This window comes from Pedobacter sp. 10L46_2 (assembly GCF_056395165.1).
Genome location: NZ_JBFTIZ010000060.1, coordinates 1 through 15932, shown reverse-complemented (window position 1 = coordinate 15932; position 15932 = coordinate 1). Strand labels below are relative to the sequence as shown.

At 37.4% G+C, this 15932-nt stretch carries 17 protein-coding genes; 8 read left to right on the top strand and 9 right to left on the bottom strand.

The window, feature by feature from the left end; translation table 11 throughout:
- The 4 genes from AC1DDX_RS08830 to AC1DDX_RS08815 form a co-directional block, all read right to left on the bottom strand.
- Window positions 1-1705 (bottom strand): ArnT family glycosyltransferase (locus tag AC1DDX_RS08830; protein WP_288878944.1); only part of this gene is annotated, 1705 nt, incomplete at its 3' end.
- Between the two features lie 12 nt (window positions 1706-1717).
- Window positions 1718-2212, bottom strand: coding sequence for a GtrA family protein (locus tag AC1DDX_RS08825; protein WP_448104569.1), 495 nt, complete (start codon window positions 2210-2212; stop codon window positions 1718-1720).
- Entirely contained in the window at window positions 2190-2849 is a 660-nt protein-coding gene (locus tag AC1DDX_RS08820) for an MCP four helix bundle domain-containing protein (RefSeq protein ID WP_246269417.1), read from the bottom strand. Before AC1DDX_RS08820 ends, AC1DDX_RS08825 begins: the two co-directional genes overlap by 23 nt.
- Window positions 2850-2901: 52 nt before the next feature.
- Window positions 2902-4338, bottom strand: a complete 1437-nt coding sequence (locus AC1DDX_RS08815; protein WP_172659717.1) for an ATP-dependent DNA helicase — start codon at window positions 4336-4338, stop codon at window positions 2902-2904.
- Between the two features lie 52 nt (window positions 4339-4390).
- On the opposite strand from AC1DDX_RS08815, the gene AC1DDX_RS08810 reads away from it, so the two are divergent.
- The 3 genes from AC1DDX_RS08810 to coaD are packed head-to-tail and all read left to right on the top strand — an operon-like array spanning window position 4391 to window position 6227.
- Entirely contained in the window at window positions 4391-5221 is an 831-nt protein-coding gene (locus AC1DDX_RS08810; protein ID WP_172659716.1) for a DUF3822 family protein, read from the top strand.
- Entirely contained in the window at window positions 5212-5754 is a 543-nt protein-coding gene (locus AC1DDX_RS08805; RefSeq protein ID WP_288878943.1) for an RsmD family RNA methyltransferase, read from the top strand. The genes AC1DDX_RS08810 and AC1DDX_RS08805 overlap by 10 nt, the downstream gene beginning before the upstream one ends.
- A gap of 11 nt (window positions 5755-5765) precedes the next feature.
- The gene (gene coaD, locus AC1DDX_RS08800) at window positions 5766-6227 is read left to right on the top strand and encodes a pantetheine-phosphate adenylyltransferase (protein WP_172659714.1); all 462 of its coding nucleotides are present in this window, start codon (window positions 5766-5768) and stop codon (window positions 6225-6227) included.
- Here the strand turns inward: coaD and AC1DDX_RS08795 are convergent.
- A complete protein-coding gene (locus tag AC1DDX_RS08795; protein WP_172659713.1) occupies window positions 6211-6867 on the bottom strand; it encodes an NUDIX hydrolase in 657 nt (218 codons plus the stop codon). The two genes, coaD and AC1DDX_RS08795, sit on opposite strands and share 17 nt — an antisense overlap.
- Window positions 6868-7203: 336 nt before the next feature.
- Here AC1DDX_RS08795 and pyrE point away from each other — a divergent pair, with 336 nt between their 5' ends.
- From pyrE to AC1DDX_RS08775, 4 genes are all read left to right on the top strand, one after another.
- Window positions 7204-7863 (top strand): orotate phosphoribosyltransferase, encoded by a 660-nt coding sequence (gene pyrE, locus AC1DDX_RS08790; RefSeq protein ID WP_048906744.1) that lies wholly within the window; start codon window positions 7204-7206, stop codon window positions 7861-7863.
- A gap of 7 nt (window positions 7864-7870) precedes the next feature.
- A complete protein-coding gene (locus AC1DDX_RS08785; RefSeq protein WP_172659712.1) occupies window positions 7871-8269 on the top strand; it encodes an SRPBCC family protein in 399 nt (132 codons plus the stop codon).
- Between the two features lie 180 nt (window positions 8270-8449).
- Window positions 8450-8887 (top strand): MarR family winged helix-turn-helix transcriptional regulator, encoded by a 438-nt coding sequence (locus AC1DDX_RS08780; RefSeq protein ID WP_172659711.1) that lies wholly within the window; start codon window positions 8450-8452, stop codon window positions 8885-8887.
- 11 nt (window positions 8888-8898) lie between these two features.
- A complete protein-coding gene (locus tag AC1DDX_RS08775) occupies window positions 8899-9744 on the top strand; it encodes a universal stress protein (RefSeq protein ID WP_337716530.1) in 846 nt (281 codons plus the stop codon).
- A gap of 160 nt (window positions 9745-9904) precedes the next feature.
- Here the strand turns inward: AC1DDX_RS08775 and AC1DDX_RS08770 are convergent, their stop codons facing one another.
- The 4 genes from AC1DDX_RS08770 to AC1DDX_RS08755 are packed head-to-tail and all read right to left on the bottom strand — an operon-like array spanning window position 9905 to window position 12945.
- Complete coding sequence (locus tag AC1DDX_RS08770; RefSeq protein WP_288878940.1) at window positions 9905-11005, bottom strand: NADH:flavin oxidoreductase; 1101 nt, start codon at window positions 11003-11005, stop codon at window positions 9905-9907.
- A 21-nt stretch (window positions 11006-11026) separates the two neighbouring features.
- Window positions 11027-11329, bottom strand: coding sequence for an ArsR/SmtB family transcription factor (locus tag AC1DDX_RS08765; RefSeq protein ID WP_288878939.1), 303 nt, complete (start codon window positions 11327-11329; stop codon window positions 11027-11029).
- A gap of 56 nt (window positions 11330-11385) precedes the next feature.
- Window positions 11386-12600 (bottom strand): MFS transporter, encoded by a 1215-nt coding sequence (locus AC1DDX_RS08760; RefSeq protein ID WP_172659708.1) that lies wholly within the window; start codon window positions 12598-12600, stop codon window positions 11386-11388.
- A complete protein-coding gene (locus AC1DDX_RS08755) occupies window positions 12601-12945 on the bottom strand; it encodes a DUF1801 domain-containing protein (RefSeq protein ID WP_172659707.1) in 345 nt (114 codons plus the stop codon).
- Between the two features lie 182 nt (window positions 12946-13127).
- Here AC1DDX_RS08755 and clpB point away from each other — a divergent pair, with 182 nt between their 5' ends.
- Window positions 13128-15722 (top strand): ATP-dependent chaperone ClpB, encoded by a 2595-nt coding sequence (clpB, locus tag AC1DDX_RS08750; RefSeq protein WP_477621960.1) that lies wholly within the window; start codon window positions 13128-13130, stop codon window positions 15720-15722.
- Window positions 15723-15932: the final 210 nt, after the last annotated feature.

Here is a 15932-nt window from a genome sequence, read left to right as displayed (position 1 = left end):
ATCTCACTTCAACACCAATCATGTTGCTGTTTCTTCCCCCTAAAAAAGGCTCTGTCCTTAAAGAAAAGATCATTTTATATTTCCCTGCCTGAACCGGCGCTTTTATCACTCCCTCTATTTCTACAGACGCTCCTGCCCCAATCTGAATATGCTCCAAATTCGTTACAACAGGTTTAAACTCACTTAGCGTATCATCCTTTTTAAACCCGTATTCCAGGTAACATTTCCAGGTTTCCCCCTTATTGCCCAATGAAATGGGCTCATTGTAAGGATTAGTTATCTTCAATTTCAAAGTCTTAGCCTCTCCGCTCTTCCAATCTCCCGGAGCTACAACCGGATTCACAGATACCTTCTGATACATTCTTACCTTATCTATCCATGCTCCATAAAACACGCCTTTACTTGTGTTAATAGTATCTTGTTTGGCCTGATCACCATGACTATCAGGTATTACAAAATAAACCTTCTTGTTCCTAAGGCTATCTTCTAAAGGCCATATATCGTACTGGTTTTTCCTGTAATATCTTGAATCATAGCTAAAACCCTTTGTGCTGCGGTTATAATAATTATATCTCGATGGAGTTTGAAACGAGTTGTAAAATATTACCGGATAATCACCGGCCTTTTCATGGATTTGTTTAGCCCACTTCTCCGTTCCAAAATAATACGCAACAACATTTACCTTCATTAAAGCATCTATCGGGATGATCAATATCAGCCGCACCAAAACAATTAATGCAATATTAACGATAGCGAGTTTCTCAAACCATTTAGGCACAGGCTTTCTGGCCATATCAATATAAGCCAGAATAAACAGGCATAACATGGCAGGTAATGTCCAGTGGGCCTCTACTCTTCCCTTTAGGGTGCTAAACAAAAAGAATATAAATATTCCGTAAAAATTAAATTTAACTGCCCTAAGAAAGGTATCTGAGGATTTCAAACCCACTACCGATTTATATAAAAACCAACCAACAAGCGGGCCGGCAAGTGCAAGCTGTGCAAGGAAGTATTCTGAAGTAAAATTAAACTTATAAATAGCCGCAGATCGATCTATCACATGGTAATAAAATGACGGGTAATTATTATGAACCTGCCACAGTATATGCGGCAGATAAGCAACTATAGATATGACTACAATAAGCCAGAAAGATGGCCTTTTTAATAATTTAAGATTAGACAATATGGTAAAAAACAAAACCAATATGCCATGGTACTTACTGAAAAGTAAGCAGGCAATAACCAGGGCCAATAGCAAAGCCCATTTAATCTTATTCTCAGCTTCGTAACGTTGATACACATAAAAGAACAATACCGTAAAAAAGAAGAGAGGAGAATCTGGTGTGGTGATAAACCCATATACATGGAACAGTACTATTGCTGAAAACAGCAGAATAAAGAGCTTTATATTTTGGACATAACGACCTACAATTTGCCACAGCAAATAAACAGAGAGCGTGCTTGTTATAACCGTTAATATCCTCAATCCAAGGGTAGAAGGCAATAATGAATCGCCTATTTTAATAAACAGGGCAACCATTGGCGGATGATCAAAATACCCCCAGTCTAAAAATCTCGAATAAACCCAGTAATAAGCCTCATCAGCATGAACCTCTACAAAACCAGCCTGAATGATATTAAATACAGTCCATATTCCCAGAAATATAAACAATATCTGTTCAGAACTTTTTTTTGTTTGCAGCATTAGCAGTAGGGTTTATCCAGTAAATGTGTAAAGATAGTTTGCAAAAAAGTTCCACAATGAAACCAATACTATTGCACAGGCTTTGGCAACATAAAAATTCCATTTCAACTTATCATTCAGCAAATAAATAATCATATTACTAATCGCCAATCCTACCAACGAAATCACAAAGAACTTACCAAACTGAATAATGCTGGCGGGATTATGATTATCAAAAGTCCAGTATCTGTTAAGTGTGTAGTTAGACCCTGTTGCTACTATAAAACCCAATGAATTGGATATATACTTATGAATCTTTAATTTTTCTTTACAGAGATAAGTAATACCAAAATCAACAATAAGACCTGAGAAACCTACCAACCCGAATTTTAAAAACTTGAAAAAGAAAGCACTATTAAATTCAATGGCCGCTATTGGTGTCATGTTGTTACTTTTTGCAGAAACAAACATAATAATCTGTAATGGAAAAGCCTGTAATAAATGGTTAATTAAGGTTAAATTTATCATTATTGATCTTTACAACGTTCGATGTAAAGACAATTCCTACTATTAAAATACCAATAAGAATAGCTAATGCAACTTGTAAAGTCGAGTACAGTTTGCTACCTGAAACCATAAACGCTGAATCTTTAATTAGTTCCTCACCAACCTGGGTTTGTATCCTCATTAATTCAGATAATTTTTGAATCGTGCCTTTTGACGAAGCTCTTCCCTCTTGTGCATAAAGTTTCCTGGCACTGGAAATATCTCTTTTATCAGCAAAGGCCATGATTTGATCTTCAATCTTCCCTGTACTTTCAAGACCATCTTTTAAAACAATCAGCTTTTCCTTTTCCTGTTTAACCAGAAAAGTTTTCTCATACTTTTTAATTAAAGAATCTATTGCCCTGTTGTACGATGCAAGCTGGGCTTTAAAAACAGCGGGATTAAAAGATTGCTCATAAGCTGTATTCAAAAAATCCTCGATCATCGATTTCTTTGCATAAGCATTCTCAGCAACGTAAAATAAGTCTGTAGCTGGAATAAGGCGATCGTTATACATCGAAACAAATGACTCATTCATGCTTTTAACACTCTTATCTTCCAGAAACCTGATCAGTATTGTGCACGCCATTATACAGAATAACAGCACTGCAATTTTCATTTTTTGTTTAATAGAGTAAGCAAATCTCATATCAGTAAGTTCAGGTTAGCATCTAAAATTGTTCTTCAGCAGGAGAAGAGAATAGGTTTTGTGCAAAATTTACTAAAAATAATTCTTTTTTCGCTCTTGTTACCCCAGTATAAAGCCATCTTAGGAAATCCATATCGATCATCTCTTCCGTTAAATAACCTTGATCCACAAATACAGCATCCCATTGCCCGCCCTGGGCCTTATGGCAGGTTACCGCGTAAGCGAATTTAATTTGTAGTGCATTATAATATGGATCTTCTTTAATTTTATTTAAACGATCTCTTTTGTTGCTTATATGATCATAATCCAGATTAAGCCCTTCAAAAAGCTTATTGCTTTGCTCATAAGAAAGGTTTGGTGTTTCTGCAGTCAGCGTATCCAATATAACTTTGCAGGTAACCTCCCCTGCTTCCGGGAAATCAAGAAATTCTAGCTGAACTTCGCAAAACCGAAAACCATAGCGCTCTTCAATACCCCTTACCCTGCGTATCCTGGCCATGTCTCCATTTGCGATAAAAGCAGCCGACTCATTCTCCGGCAGCCAGAAATAGTTATTCCGAACTACCATGATCTGATCGCCCCCTGTCAGCTCTTCTTCACGGTACAATAGTCTGGCTCTGATCTGCTGATTATAAACATTCGCAGACTTATTAGATCTGCAAACTACAAGTGAATTCTCTATACCGAACTTGTTATAGGCGTATTCCAATCCTTCAACTAGTTTTACGCCCGTCATTCTAAAAATATCTTTATAGTTTTTAGTGATGAACTTTGGCAGCTCAACCTTTTCTGTCTCACTGTCATCATTAATCAGTTTTCTAAGCATAGTAGCATTGGCCAATATCCCCGATTTCTTTTCCTGACGCACCACCTCTTTTAGCTCCACAGCCGTTACCCTCATCCCAAAATTTGAAGCAATGTATTCTTTATTTAATGCCGGACTATCCAGACTTCCAACCGGTGGCAACTGGGCAGTATCGCCCACAAAAACAACTGCACAATTTTTTCCGTTATACACAAACTCCATCAGGTCTTTTAAAAACGACGAACCCGTTTGCGTATTCCACTCGTCGGCAATCATAGATGCCTCATCAATGATAAATAAAGTATGCTCTGCCAGGTTTGGGGCCAACTGGAATGACATATCAGTAGCTACTGCAGTTTTTTTTCTATAGATCTTTTTATGAATGGTTAATGCTTTTCTGCCGGTATAGTTGCTCATTACTTTTGCAGCCCTTCCCGTAGGAGCCAACAAAACAGCGCGTAAAGTAAACTTAGGTAAAGCCTTTACCAGCGCGGCTACCGAGGTAGTTTTACCTGTACCTGCATACCCCCTTAGTATGAAACACTGACCATCTAATTGATGTGACAAAAAAGAAGCCATTTCACTGCAAAAAGTAAACTGTTCTGCAGTAGGAGTAAATTGATAAGACTGGGCTATTAGGGTCGCTTTATCCATTTAACAAATATGCAATGGTGATGTTATAGAAAAAAGGATTAATTTTGTTCATATGAACAGCAAAAATAGCATATTATTAGTTGATCCGGAGTTTGACCCGAATACAGCGGCAGACTGCAACCTGTTAATAAAAATTACTGCCGATAGTTTTTCGTATGCCATTATAGACAAGAGCAACAATCAGTTAAAGGCAGTTTACGACCAGCAGGAATGTCAGAATGTAAGCAAAGCGCTTTCCGAAAAACTAAGGACAGACAGCTATTTAAGTTTGCCATTTAAAGAAATTAAGGCTTCGGTACATACCGAAAATTCAATAGCCATACCCAATGACTTGTTCAATGAGCAGAATTTAAACGACTTCGCAAAATTCTTTGCAGAAGAACAATCTAATAACCTTTACACCCAGCCTTTTGCCAATTTTGGTTTCACATCCATCTTTACACTAAATAAGTTCATAGAAGAAACCTTAAATGTTTCGCTGTCAAACTGCAAACTATTTGATCATGCAGCACCTGTTTTATCGCTTTCCAAAGACAATGAAAAGCTTAGCCTGGTACTTGATTTTACTGTGGGCTCATTTAATGTAATATATACCGATGGCGGTAAACTGATATTCCAAAATTATTTTCAAATCGAGAACGCTGAGGAATTTAACTACTACCTGCTTTTCATTATCAATCAGCTTAATATAGACACCTCAAAAACTGACATCTACCTTAGTGGAATCATCAACGACGGAGATAGTCAATACAAATGCATTGAAAAGTACTTCAAAACCATCAATTTCATCCCGACAACCGGTAATGAAGTTGACAAAAAAATTTTAGATGACATGCCTGCTCATTATTACAGTAGTCTATTAGCCCTTGATCAATGCGGATAATTGGTGGAAAATTAAAGGGTATTCGCTTTAATGCACCCGAAAGCTTGCCGGTAAGGCCAACAACAGATATGGCCAAAGAGGCTCTTTTCAATATCCTTTACAACACTTATGACTTTGATAGCTGTACCGTTCTTGATCTATTTTGTGGAACAGGAAACATCAGCTTTGAATTTGCATCAAGAGGCATTAAACAGGTAACAGCGGTTGATAAACACTCTGGCTGTATTTATTGGGTAAAATCTGTTATCGAAAAATATCAGTTAAATGAAATTGATGTGCAAAAAGCCGATGTATTTAAGTTTCTGCAAAGTCACACCAAATCCTATCAGATCATTTTTGCTGATCCACCTTATGATTTGTCAACCATTCCATTAATTCCGGAGCTGGTAATGAAAAATAACCTGTTAACAGATAATGGTTTGCTTATAGTAGAACACCCATCACTATTAAAATTAAACAATCAGCCCGGTTATACCGAAACCAGAAGATATGGCAACTCTTCATTTAGTTTTTTTGAAAAGCCCTCCAATTAGTATATTTAACCATGAAGATTGCACTATTTCCTGGCTCATTTGACCCGATTACCATAGCTCACGTAGATATTTTAAAGCGCGCGTTACCTTTATTTGATAAAATTGTAGTGGGTATTGGCTTAAACAGTTCCAAACAAGGATTCCTGTCGGCCGATAAACGCGAAGAAATTGTAAGAAAGGTTTTTGAACAGGAGCCAAAAGTGGAAGTTGAACTATACGAAGGGCTTACAGTTGATTTCTGCAGACTGATCAATGCCCAATACATGGTTAGAGGGGTGCGTTCGGTTTCTGATTTTGAATACGAGAAAGCAATTGCGCAGATCAATCAGACGATGATGCCTGAAGTAGAAACCATAATTATTCTGAGCAAACCAGAATATTCGGCTATAAGTTCAACCATTGTGCGCGATATTCTGCGCAACAACGGTGATGTAAGTAAGTTTTTACCGCCACAAGCTATACCTTTTTTATAGCATGTAAAACTGGTTTTACTACAATATTATCTTCTAAAAGGCCCCCAACTTCCATTACCTGAACAATTGAAGGATAGGTATTCTTTAATACCTGATTAAGTTCCAGTTTGCTTAGCCAGCTTGCTTTGGTTATTCCTTCTTCTTTTTGAGGAATCAGTTTAGGCTCTCCCTTTACTGTCATGCTGTACCAGTTGGTTTTCTTAAGCACCAATTTACTCCCAAGCGTATAAACATGATAAGTTTTACATAGCTTTTCATCGTTGGTAAAAATCTTTACTCCACACTCCTCTTCAACCTCACGAAGGGCGGCTTCCTTCATTTTCTCATCTTTTTCTACCTTACCTTTGGGCAAATCCCACTTCTTATTTCTAAAAATAAAGAGGTAATTGCCTTTCACATTTTTCACTAAACCACCAGCAGCTTTTATAAGTTCACAGCTTTTTTTAATCTTTTTAAATAATTGTTTAGGATCCGGATCAAGTAGTATATAGTCTTTTCCAGATACCTTTTCTAAATTCTTATAGAAGAGTTCAAAATCAAAATCCTGCTTATCAAGCTGTTGAACTTTCTTTATTTGTTTAGGCATCAAGTCCGCAATAAACAAAGTATTATCGTTAATATAAATTCTGTAATTCTTCATCAGAAGGTAGTCGTTTTCGTTATCATTTAGTTCTCCGCAGCAATACTATTAAAGCATTCTTTTTAATCCGGTTGTTACCGGAATAAAATCGAGGTTTAAAAATACAGAATTATAACATACTGCTCTTACATTTATAGAAAAAACAAAAAATAAATCTCAGATACTACTGATTCACAGCCGATCACAGAAAAGACTTTCAGCATTGATTTTTATTACGGATATTTGCCAGTTCTAGATTGAATTAAACAAGAGTTTTCAGCATTTTTCTAATAAGCGATAAATAAAAAGTTTATTACGCTTACAAGCAAAACGCCAGAAATTCCGTAATTTTGAGACATGTATAATAAAAGTGATATTGAATTAAAAGTAGCTGAATTTTTATTACAAATAAAAGCAATAAAATTACAACCTAACAACCCGTTTACCTGGGCTTCAGGTTGGAAATCTCCTATTTACTGTGACAATAGGATCACACTTTCCCATCCTTCTGTTAGAACTTATATCAGACAAAAGCTTACGCAATTAATACAGGAAGAATATGGTTCTGTAGATTTAATAGCTGGTGTTGCCACTGCTGGTATACCTCAAGGTGCATTGGTTGCTCAAGAGCTCGGTTTGCCTTTCGCTTATGTTAGATCGAAAGCAAAAGAGCATGGAACCGGAAGTTTAATTGAAGGAGAAATAGTTGAAGGACAACGTGTTGTTGTTATAGAAGATTTAATTTCAACAGGAAAAAGCAGTCTTCAGGCTGTTGATGCTTTAAGAAATGCAGGCCTTTCTGTAGCAGGATTAGTTGCAATCTTTACCTATGGTTTTGATCAGGCCGAAGAAAACTTCAAAGAAGCAAAATGTCGTTTCTCGACCCTTTCTAACTACAATACACTAATAGAATATGCTGCTGAGCACAGCTTCATTGCACAAAATGATGTTGATTTGCTTACTAAATGGCGTAGAAACCCAGCCGACTGGGGAAAAGAATTAGAACAATTAACTTAAAATTATAATGACAGTTATTGAAAGCTCCGTAGAGTTAAACCTACCGGTTGAAAAGGTATATTCATTTTTGGCTGATATGAACAACCATCAGCAATTAATGCCAGAAAACATTTACAACTGGTCTTCTACAACAGATGAAGCTAGCTTCACCATCCAGAACATGGCTAAACTAGCAATCAAGATATCTGATCGCGTAGAAAACAAGGAACTAACTGCTATACCAACAGAAAAACCTCCTTTTGATGTTGAATTAAAATGGACAGTGGCTGACAACGGTAACGGCGGAACTATTGCAAAACATATTATCTCTGCAGATCTTAATATGATGATGAAAATGCTGGCTGTGAAACCTTTGCAAAATCTTGCTGATCATCAAACTCAAAGATTAACAGAAATATTAAAATAATACATACCTGCACTTGTTGTGAGTAGTATACCCTTAATAATCGTCCGAAAGCTGGCCATATGGCCAGCTTTTTTTGCTTCTACCCATCCGTGTCGCCCGATATAATTTCAAAATTATGACACACAATAGTTAAATACTATACTATCTATTCCTTAACTTTATTCTAACAAAATAAAACTTATGAATAGCAAAGCCTCACTAGCCCTTGAGCTTGGTCGTGCAGTAATTGAAATGCGAAGCCGTTCGCGCCAGTTTATTCAGGCCAGAATTAAAGAAAACCAGCTAAATATTACTTACGAAATGCTCGAAGTACTAATGTGTTTATGGGAAAAGGATGGCATAAATCAACAGGAAATAGCTGATCGCATTATCAAAGAAAAAGCCAGCATGACTTATTTATTGGACAACCTGGTTAAGCGCGATCTGGTTAATAGAATGCCCGATGGAAACGATAGGCGAAACAACCTCATCCACTTAACAAAACAAGGAAAAGATCTTCAAGAAAAACTACTTCCATGGGCAATGGAGATGTATACAGCTGCATCAATAGACCTTACAGAGGAAGATATTATTGCATCTACCCTATTAATTAAGCAACTAACTAAAAACATTCAATAAATTTATTCATCATGAAAACGATACTGATACCCGTTGATTTTTCAGAACCTTCTAACAATGCAGTCAATTATGCCGTAGGCCTTAGTAACAATCAGAATCTTAGCCAGATTATCCTTTTTGCAAATTTTTACATCACGTTATTCGAGCAGATCTATCCATCTGCAGATTTTGTGCAGCTTAATGAGGATGATATCCTTAAACAAAAGGATTTACTACAAGGAAAGCTTGAAAAATTAAGGTCTCAGATACAAAAAAAACTAAACCAAGATATTTCCATTAAAGTTGCTTTAACGGAAGCACCTTTATTACGTGGTATAATTGAAATAATAGAACAGGAAAATCCTGACGCATTGTTTTTAGGTAGCAATAATCATGATGGCGAAATAAGCAATATTGGAAATAGCATGATTGAAATAGCTAAAGTAAGCCCTATACCAGTATTCATCGTTCCACCAAAGGCAACATATGAACCTGTAAAAAATGCGCTTGTTGCCTGCGATTTCAAAACACTAAATCATGTAAGTTTATTACAGCGACTACATAGTATTAAACATTGGCCTCATCCAAAACTCACCTTACTGAATGTTGATCCCGCTAATAAACATTTACTTCCTGAACATCCTGAGTTGGAAATAAAAGGGATGCTAAGCGAAATTCTACAAGGTTATGATTACGAGTTACAATATTCAACTGATAAAGACATATTAAATGGAGTGCTTACTTTTGCCGATCAGCATAAGCAACAAATGATCATTGCATTGCCAGGAGTCCATAGTTTCCTATACAGTTTAACCCACAATAGCATTACAGAGGGCTTATCTACTGATGCAAATAAGCCCGTATTGATTTTAAAATAGTGAAGTTCTTCACAGGATTGGTGGTTCTTCACATATTATTCACACCTCCTTCACAYMAAAYCCACAAACAGGTACCTTTTTGTGTAGAATGTATGCAGAATGTGTGAACTATGTGAGGATTTGGCATAAGCACAGGTATACTCAATTAAGCAGAATAGCCTTACAATAACTGCATTAATGCCTCTCTAGAAAACCCTTTTAACTCAGCAGTACGCTCATCACGGATTTTCTGAACCCATTTAGCATCAGCAAGTAATGGCCTGCCCACAGCAACTAAATCAAAATCTCCCCTATCCATTCTTCTTAGCAATTCTTCTAATGAACTTGGCTCAGAGCTTTCGCCTTTAAATGCCGCAAGGAATTCGCCTGATAAACCAACAGACCCCACGGTAATGGTTGCTTTTCCGGTAATTTTTTTAGCCCAGCCTGCAAAGTTAAGATCAGAATCTTCAAATTCAGGCTCCCAGAAACGGCGCTGTGAACAGTGAAAAATATCTACTCCGGCATCAACTAACGGTTGCAGCCATTGTTCCATCTCCTGTGGTGTTTTAGCCATTTGTAAAGTATAATCAGATGGTTTCCATTGTGATAACCTCAGGATTATCGTAAAATCTTCACCTACTTGTCTTCTCACTTCTTTTACTACTTCTACAGCAAATTTAGTACGTTCGTTCAGTGTTTTACCGCCATAACTATCGGTACGGTTATTAGTACCTTCCCAGAAAAACTGATCAATTAAATAACCATGAGCACCATGAAGCTCGACACAATCAAAACCTAATCTTTTAGCATCTGCCGCAGCACTGCCATAGGCTTTAATGGCCGCTTCAATATCATCCTGAGTCATGGCTACACCGTTCGAAAATCCAGGTCTGTTTAGATCAGATGGCCCTTCAAAAGGTGCCGAAGGAACCCATCCTGAATGATGGTTATCCATTATGCCCATATGCCATATTTGCGGCCCCATGCTTCCACCAGAATGGTGAACACTATTGACAACTTCTTTCCATCCTGCTAAAGCTGCATCGCCATAAAAATGTGGAATATTGGCATCATTTGATGATGAAACGCGATCAATAACCGTTCCTTCTGAAAGGATTAGGCCTACTTCTCCGGCTGCCCTTCTTGAATAGTATGCGGCAACATCGGCCGTTGGTACTCCTGCTGGCGAAAATGAACGTGTCATCGGTGCCATCACGATTCTGTTTTTTATATTTAATGATTTCAAACTAAATGGTCTGAACAAAGTTTCTGTACTCATATAATTGTATTTTAATAAATGCTATATTGCTGATTTAATGATATTGCTTAGTGCAGCAAAGGCTTCCTCATTACGCTTGTAATAAGTCCATTGCCCAAGCCTGGTTGATTCCAGCAGTCCTGATTTTTGGAGTATAGATAGGTATTCTGAAACGGTAGACTGGGTTAAACCTGCCTTTTGTTGTATTTGCCCCACACAAACCCCTACCTCATCAAACGCGGCATGCTCTTGCGGCGGAAAGTGTTTTTCCGGCTCTTTCAGCCACTGCAAAATCTGCAGTCGTGTTTTATTTGATAGTGCTTTAAAAATCTCTAACTGATCCATAGCACAAAGATATATCGACTTTTCCCGATATTCCTATTAACTAAAAAAGAATGACATTATGCTGATAACTTCATTTGTTTCATTACAAAGAAGAAACCTATCGAAGCAAGGGTTAATGCAGCTACCGTACCCCACCATAAAGTTTCGAATCCAAATTGGGCAGCAACTCTTGTACCTACCAGAGGAGAAAATATATGAGCTACAGAAAAGGATAGAGCATTAATACCCATGTATGCACCTCTCTTTTTTAATGACGATCTTTGAAGCGTAACCGTTGCCATAAAGGGCATAGCCAGGATCTCTGCCAGGCATATTATAAACATAGAAAGGTAAAGTACCGGAATACCCTTAGCAAGATTCAAAACCAGGAATGATAAGGCACACAATACAGTACCCGCTACAATTACAGTTCGGGCAGTAAATCTCTTTTCGGCAATATGAACTACCAGCATCTCTAGTGAAAACACAACTAGTCCGCTAAAGGCAAGTATTATTCCTATCTCTGCCTCTGTCATTTTGTAAACATTTCTGTAATACAAAGGGAGTGTACTTAACAACTGTAAAAAGCAAATGGCAAAAATGCAGGAAAGTACACTGAAAAGCATAAACGGTACATCCTTATAGGGCGACAAATTGGCTTGGTTTCCCTCTTCTTCTACCACTTCGTCTTTCTTCTTCTCGTTGCCTTTACGATTGCGGAAATAGATGAAAAAAAGTGTGGCCGACAAAAGGGCTGCTATTGCATTGCCATAAAATAAAAACGCGTAAGATATGGCAGCTAAAAAACCACCTAAGGCAGGGCCAATTGAAAACCCAAGGTTCATAGCCATCCTGTTTAGTGAAAATGACCTGATGATATTATCTGGTTTTGAATAGTAAGCAATAGACACAGAGTTGGCAGGTCTGAATGTTTCAGAAACAAGGCTTAAAGTGAAAACACCTGCAGCAAGCTTAACCACAGTATCTAACTGTGGTAGCAGGAAAAACATAGGCACAGTTAAAATTAAGCTAACCAGCTGAACTTTAAAATGTCCGGCTTTATCGGTAAGCCAGCCACCTAAAAAGTTTCCGGAAACAGCTCCCAGCCCAAAGCAACTTAACACCATACCGGTATCTTCTAAAGAGAAATGAAGGTGATTGATCATGTAAACTCCTAAAAAAGGAATAACCATTGCCCCACTCCTGTTTATAAGCATAACAAGGGCAAGCATCCATGCCGGGGTAGATAATCCGCGGTAAGCATCTAAGTATAATCGTATAAATTCCTTCATTTAATAGCGGGCAAGCGCTTGTTTTAATATATCGTTCATCGTTTCAATCGGTAAATCCTCATTAGGATCTATCAACATTATTTTCATTCTGGCCCTCTTTTCAATAATCAGATCAGGATGATCTATATGCTTGCTTTCTACAATACCTATATAAGGTTTAAGGTATTTTTTATGAATCCATAAATAACAAAACATTTTTCCTTTATAGTAAAAAAATGGCAGTTTATATTTCCATTCAGGGGTAATATTTTCATCAAAGGCCAATAGATAATCTTTTAACGCAAGTAAACAACCCCTTACAGGCTCTTCTTTTTGCAAATAAAAATTGTCAAGTGGAGTAAGCATTTTAGAAAAAGGTAGATATTACAAAGGACGTAAAATTAAATCAGAAATCTTATGTTCAGACATTTTTTCATCATAAACCACTATTTATCAGACAATTATGCAGTTTTAAATAAAAAGAACCGACAAAATTTCCGATTAATAACTAAAAACCAAGATGGCATTTGCTTTGTTTAATTGCTGACATGAACTTCAACAACTTTACTATAAAAGCCCAGGAAGCAATTCAACAGGCTTCTGAAATAGCCCAGGGCAATCAGCAACAGGCTATTGAAACAGCACACCTATTAAAGGGTTTGCTCACTGTTGATGAAAACGTAGTTTCGTACGTTTTAAAAAAATTAAATGTAAATCTTAATGTTCTTGGTCAGCAGCTAGATGCTCAGATCGAGAAATTTCCTAAAGTTAGTGGTAGTAATCCGTATTTAACATCAGGAACCAACTCTGCTTTGCAAAAAGCACAATCATACCTTAAAGAATTTAAAGACGAATTTGTTTCTGTAGAACATCTTTTGTTAGGCATTCTATCTGTTAACGACAATACTTCAAAACTTTTAAAAGATCAGGGTGTAAATGAAAAAGACCTTAAAAAAGCAATCATTTCTTTAAGGGGCGACAATCATGTTACCGATCAGAATGCCGAAGCAACATATAATGCACTTAATAAATATGCACGTAACCTTAATGAATATGCTGAATCAGGCAAGCTGGATCCGGTTATTGGTAGAGATGAAGAGATCCGGAGGGTAATCCAGATCCTTTCCAGACGTACCAAGAACAATCCGATATTGATTGGTGAGCCAGGTGTAGGTAAAACCGCTATTGCTGAGGGTATCGCTTTCAGGATTATTAAAGGCGATGTGCCAACAAACCTGAAAACAAAAACCGTTTACTCGCTTGATATGGGCGCATTAATTGCCGGAGCGAAGTATAAAGGTGAATTCGAGGAACGCTTAAAAGCAGTAGTTAAAGAGGTAACACACAGTGATGGCGATATCATTCTATTCATAGATGAGATCCATACCCTGGTTGGTGCAGGTGGTGGCGAAGGTGYTATGGATGCAGCAAACATCCTTAAGCCTGCGCTTGCCCGTGGGGAGTTACGTGCAATTGGTGCAACTACGTTAGACGAATATCAAAAATATCTAGAAAAGGATAAGGCACTTGAGCGCCGTTTCCAAAAGGTAATGGTTGATGAGCCCGATACCCAGGATGCAATTTCTATTCTTCGTGGATTAAAGGAAAGGTATGAAACCCACCACAAGGTAAGGATTAAAGATGAGGCCATTATTGCGGCAGTAGAATTATCACAACGTTATATTTCTGATCGGTTTTTACCAGATAAAGCCATCGACTTAATGGACGAAGCTGCCTCCAAATTACGTTTGGAAATGGATAGTGTACCAGAGGAGGTTGATGAGTTGAACAGAAAGATCATGCAGCTAGAAATAGAGCGTGAGGCGATTAAAAGAGAGAATGACAGTAAAAAAGTTAAAACTCTAGGTGAAGAAATTGCCAATATGTCGGCCGAACGTGACGAGATAAAAGCAAAATGGCAAGGCGAGAAAGATCTGGTCGACAATATTAACAATGAACTGGAACAGATAGAGAATTATAAACTGGAAGCAGATCAGGCAGAGCGTGCAGGCGATTATGGCAAAGTAGCTGAAATCCGTTACGGTAAAATAAAAGAATCGCAGGATAACGTTGAAAAGTTAAAATCTCAATTGGAAAGTATGCAAAGCGAAAGCAGAATGCTCAAAGAAGAGGTAACTGCCGATGATATTGCAGGCGTTGTGGGTAGGTGGACTGGCATTCCGGTTACTAAATTAATTTCAAGTGAGCGAGATAAGTTACTGAATCTTGAAAACGAGCTGCATAAACGTGTTGCAGGACAAGACGAGGCTATTGAGGCTATATCTGATGCGATTCGTCGTTCAAGAGCCGGTTTACAAGATAAACGCAAACCAATTGGATCGTTCATATTCCTTGGAACAACCGGTGTTGGTAAAACGGAACTAGCCAAAGCGTTGGCAGAGTTTCTGTTTAACGATGAAAATGCCATGACCAGGATAGATATGAGTGAATATCAGGAGCGCCATGCAGTTTCACGCTTAATTGGAGCGCCGCCGGGATATGTAGGATATGATGAAGGCGGTCAGCTAACTGAAGCTGTACGTAGAAAACCATATTCGGTAGTGTTGTTGGATGAGATTGAAAAAGCGCATCCTGACGTGTTTAATATACTACTGCAAGTATTGGATGATGGAAGGCTAACTGATAATAAAGGCCGTGTAGTGAACTTTAAAAACACCATTATTATTATGACTTCCAACATTGGATCTCATTTAATACAGGATAACTTTAAAAATCTTAATGATGAGAACCGTGATGAGGTGATTGCTAAAACTAAAAGCGAGTTGTTTGAGTTACTAAAACAAACAATAAGGCCAGAGTTTTTGAACCGTATAGATGAGCTGATCATGTTCACACCGCTCAACCGGAATGAACTTAGAGACATTGTTACCTTACAGTTTAAACGTGTACAAGATACGCTTGCTGAAATGGGAATCGAGATAGAGGCAACGCCTGAGGCATTGGATTGGCTTTCGGAATTAGGATATGATCCTCAGTTTGGTGCACGTCCGTTAAAACGAGTAATTCAGAAACGTATATTAAATGAATTGTCAAAAGAGATTCTTGCTGGAAAGATTGATAAAGACAGTAAAATTAAACTGGATATGTTTGACCACAAGTTTGTTTTTTTAAACAACAAATAAAAGTTTAGCAAGAAAACGAATTGTTATTAAGGCGATCGTTTTTAAAAAAAGAGAGTGAGATTAAAATAATAATCTCACTCTTTTTCTTTTATAACCGCTCAACTTTATTATTTTTCTTAAAAAAGTTAAACAATTCATTTATCCCTCATGAATTTTGTCTAACATTTATGTTATTTTCCTAAATAAAATAAAAAAACAACAGAACATTCC

Bases quoted from the DNA above. Each gene is read 5' to 3' on its own strand.
- AC1DDX_RS08825 (WP_448104569.1), bottom strand. From the start codon at position 2,212: ATGATAAATTTAACCTTAATTAACCATTTATTACAGGCTTTTCCATTA.
- AC1DDX_RS08795 (WP_172659713.1), bottom strand. From the start codon at position 6,867: ATGAAGAATTACAGAATTTATATTAACGATAATACTTTGTTTATTGCG.
- AC1DDX_RS08780 (WP_172659711.1), top strand. From the start codon at position 8,450: ATGAATAGCAAAGCCTCACTAGCCCTTGAGCTTGGTCGTGCAGTAATT.
- AC1DDX_RS08765 (WP_288878939.1), bottom strand. From the start codon at position 11,329: ATGGATCAGTTAGAGATTTTTAAAGCACTATCAAATAAAACACGACTG.
- AC1DDX_RS08760 (WP_172659708.1), bottom strand. From the start codon at position 12,600: ATGAAGGAATTTATACGATTATACTTAGATGCTTACCGCGGATTATCT.
- AC1DDX_RS08775 (WP_337716530.1), top strand. From the start codon at position 8,899: ATGAAAACGATACTGATACCCGTTGATTTTTCAGAACCTTCTAACAAT.
- AC1DDX_RS08755 (WP_172659707.1), bottom strand. From the start codon at position 12,945: ATGCTTACTCCACTTGACAATTTTTATTTGCAAAAAGAAGAGCCTGTA.
- coaD (WP_172659714.1), top strand. From the start codon at position 5,766: ATGAAGATTGCACTATTTCCTGGCTCATTTGACCCGATTACCATAGCT.
- AC1DDX_RS08815 (WP_172659717.1), bottom strand. From the start codon at position 4,338: ATGGATAAAGCGACCCTAATAGCCCAGTCTTATCAATTTACTCCTACT.
- AC1DDX_RS08810 (WP_172659716.1), top strand. From the start codon at position 4,391: ATGAACAGCAAAAATAGCATATTATTAGTTGATCCGGAGTTTGACCCG.
- AC1DDX_RS08805 (WP_288878943.1), top strand. From the start codon at position 5,212: ATGCGGATAATTGGTGGAAAATTAAAGGGTATTCGCTTTAATGCACCC.
- pyrE (WP_048906744.1), top strand. From the start codon at position 7,204: ATGTATAATAAAAGTGATATTGAATTAAAAGTAGCTGAATTTTTATTA.
- AC1DDX_RS08785 (WP_172659712.1), top strand. From the start codon at position 7,871: ATGACAGTTATTGAAAGCTCCGTAGAGTTAAACCTACCGGTTGAAAAG.
- AC1DDX_RS08820 (WP_246269417.1), bottom strand. From the start codon at position 2,849: ATGAAAATTGCAGTGCTGTTATTCTGTATAATGGCGTGCACAATACTG.
- AC1DDX_RS08770 (WP_288878940.1), bottom strand. From the start codon at position 11,005: ATGAGTACAGAAACTTTGTTCAGACCATTTAGTTTGAAATCATTAAAT.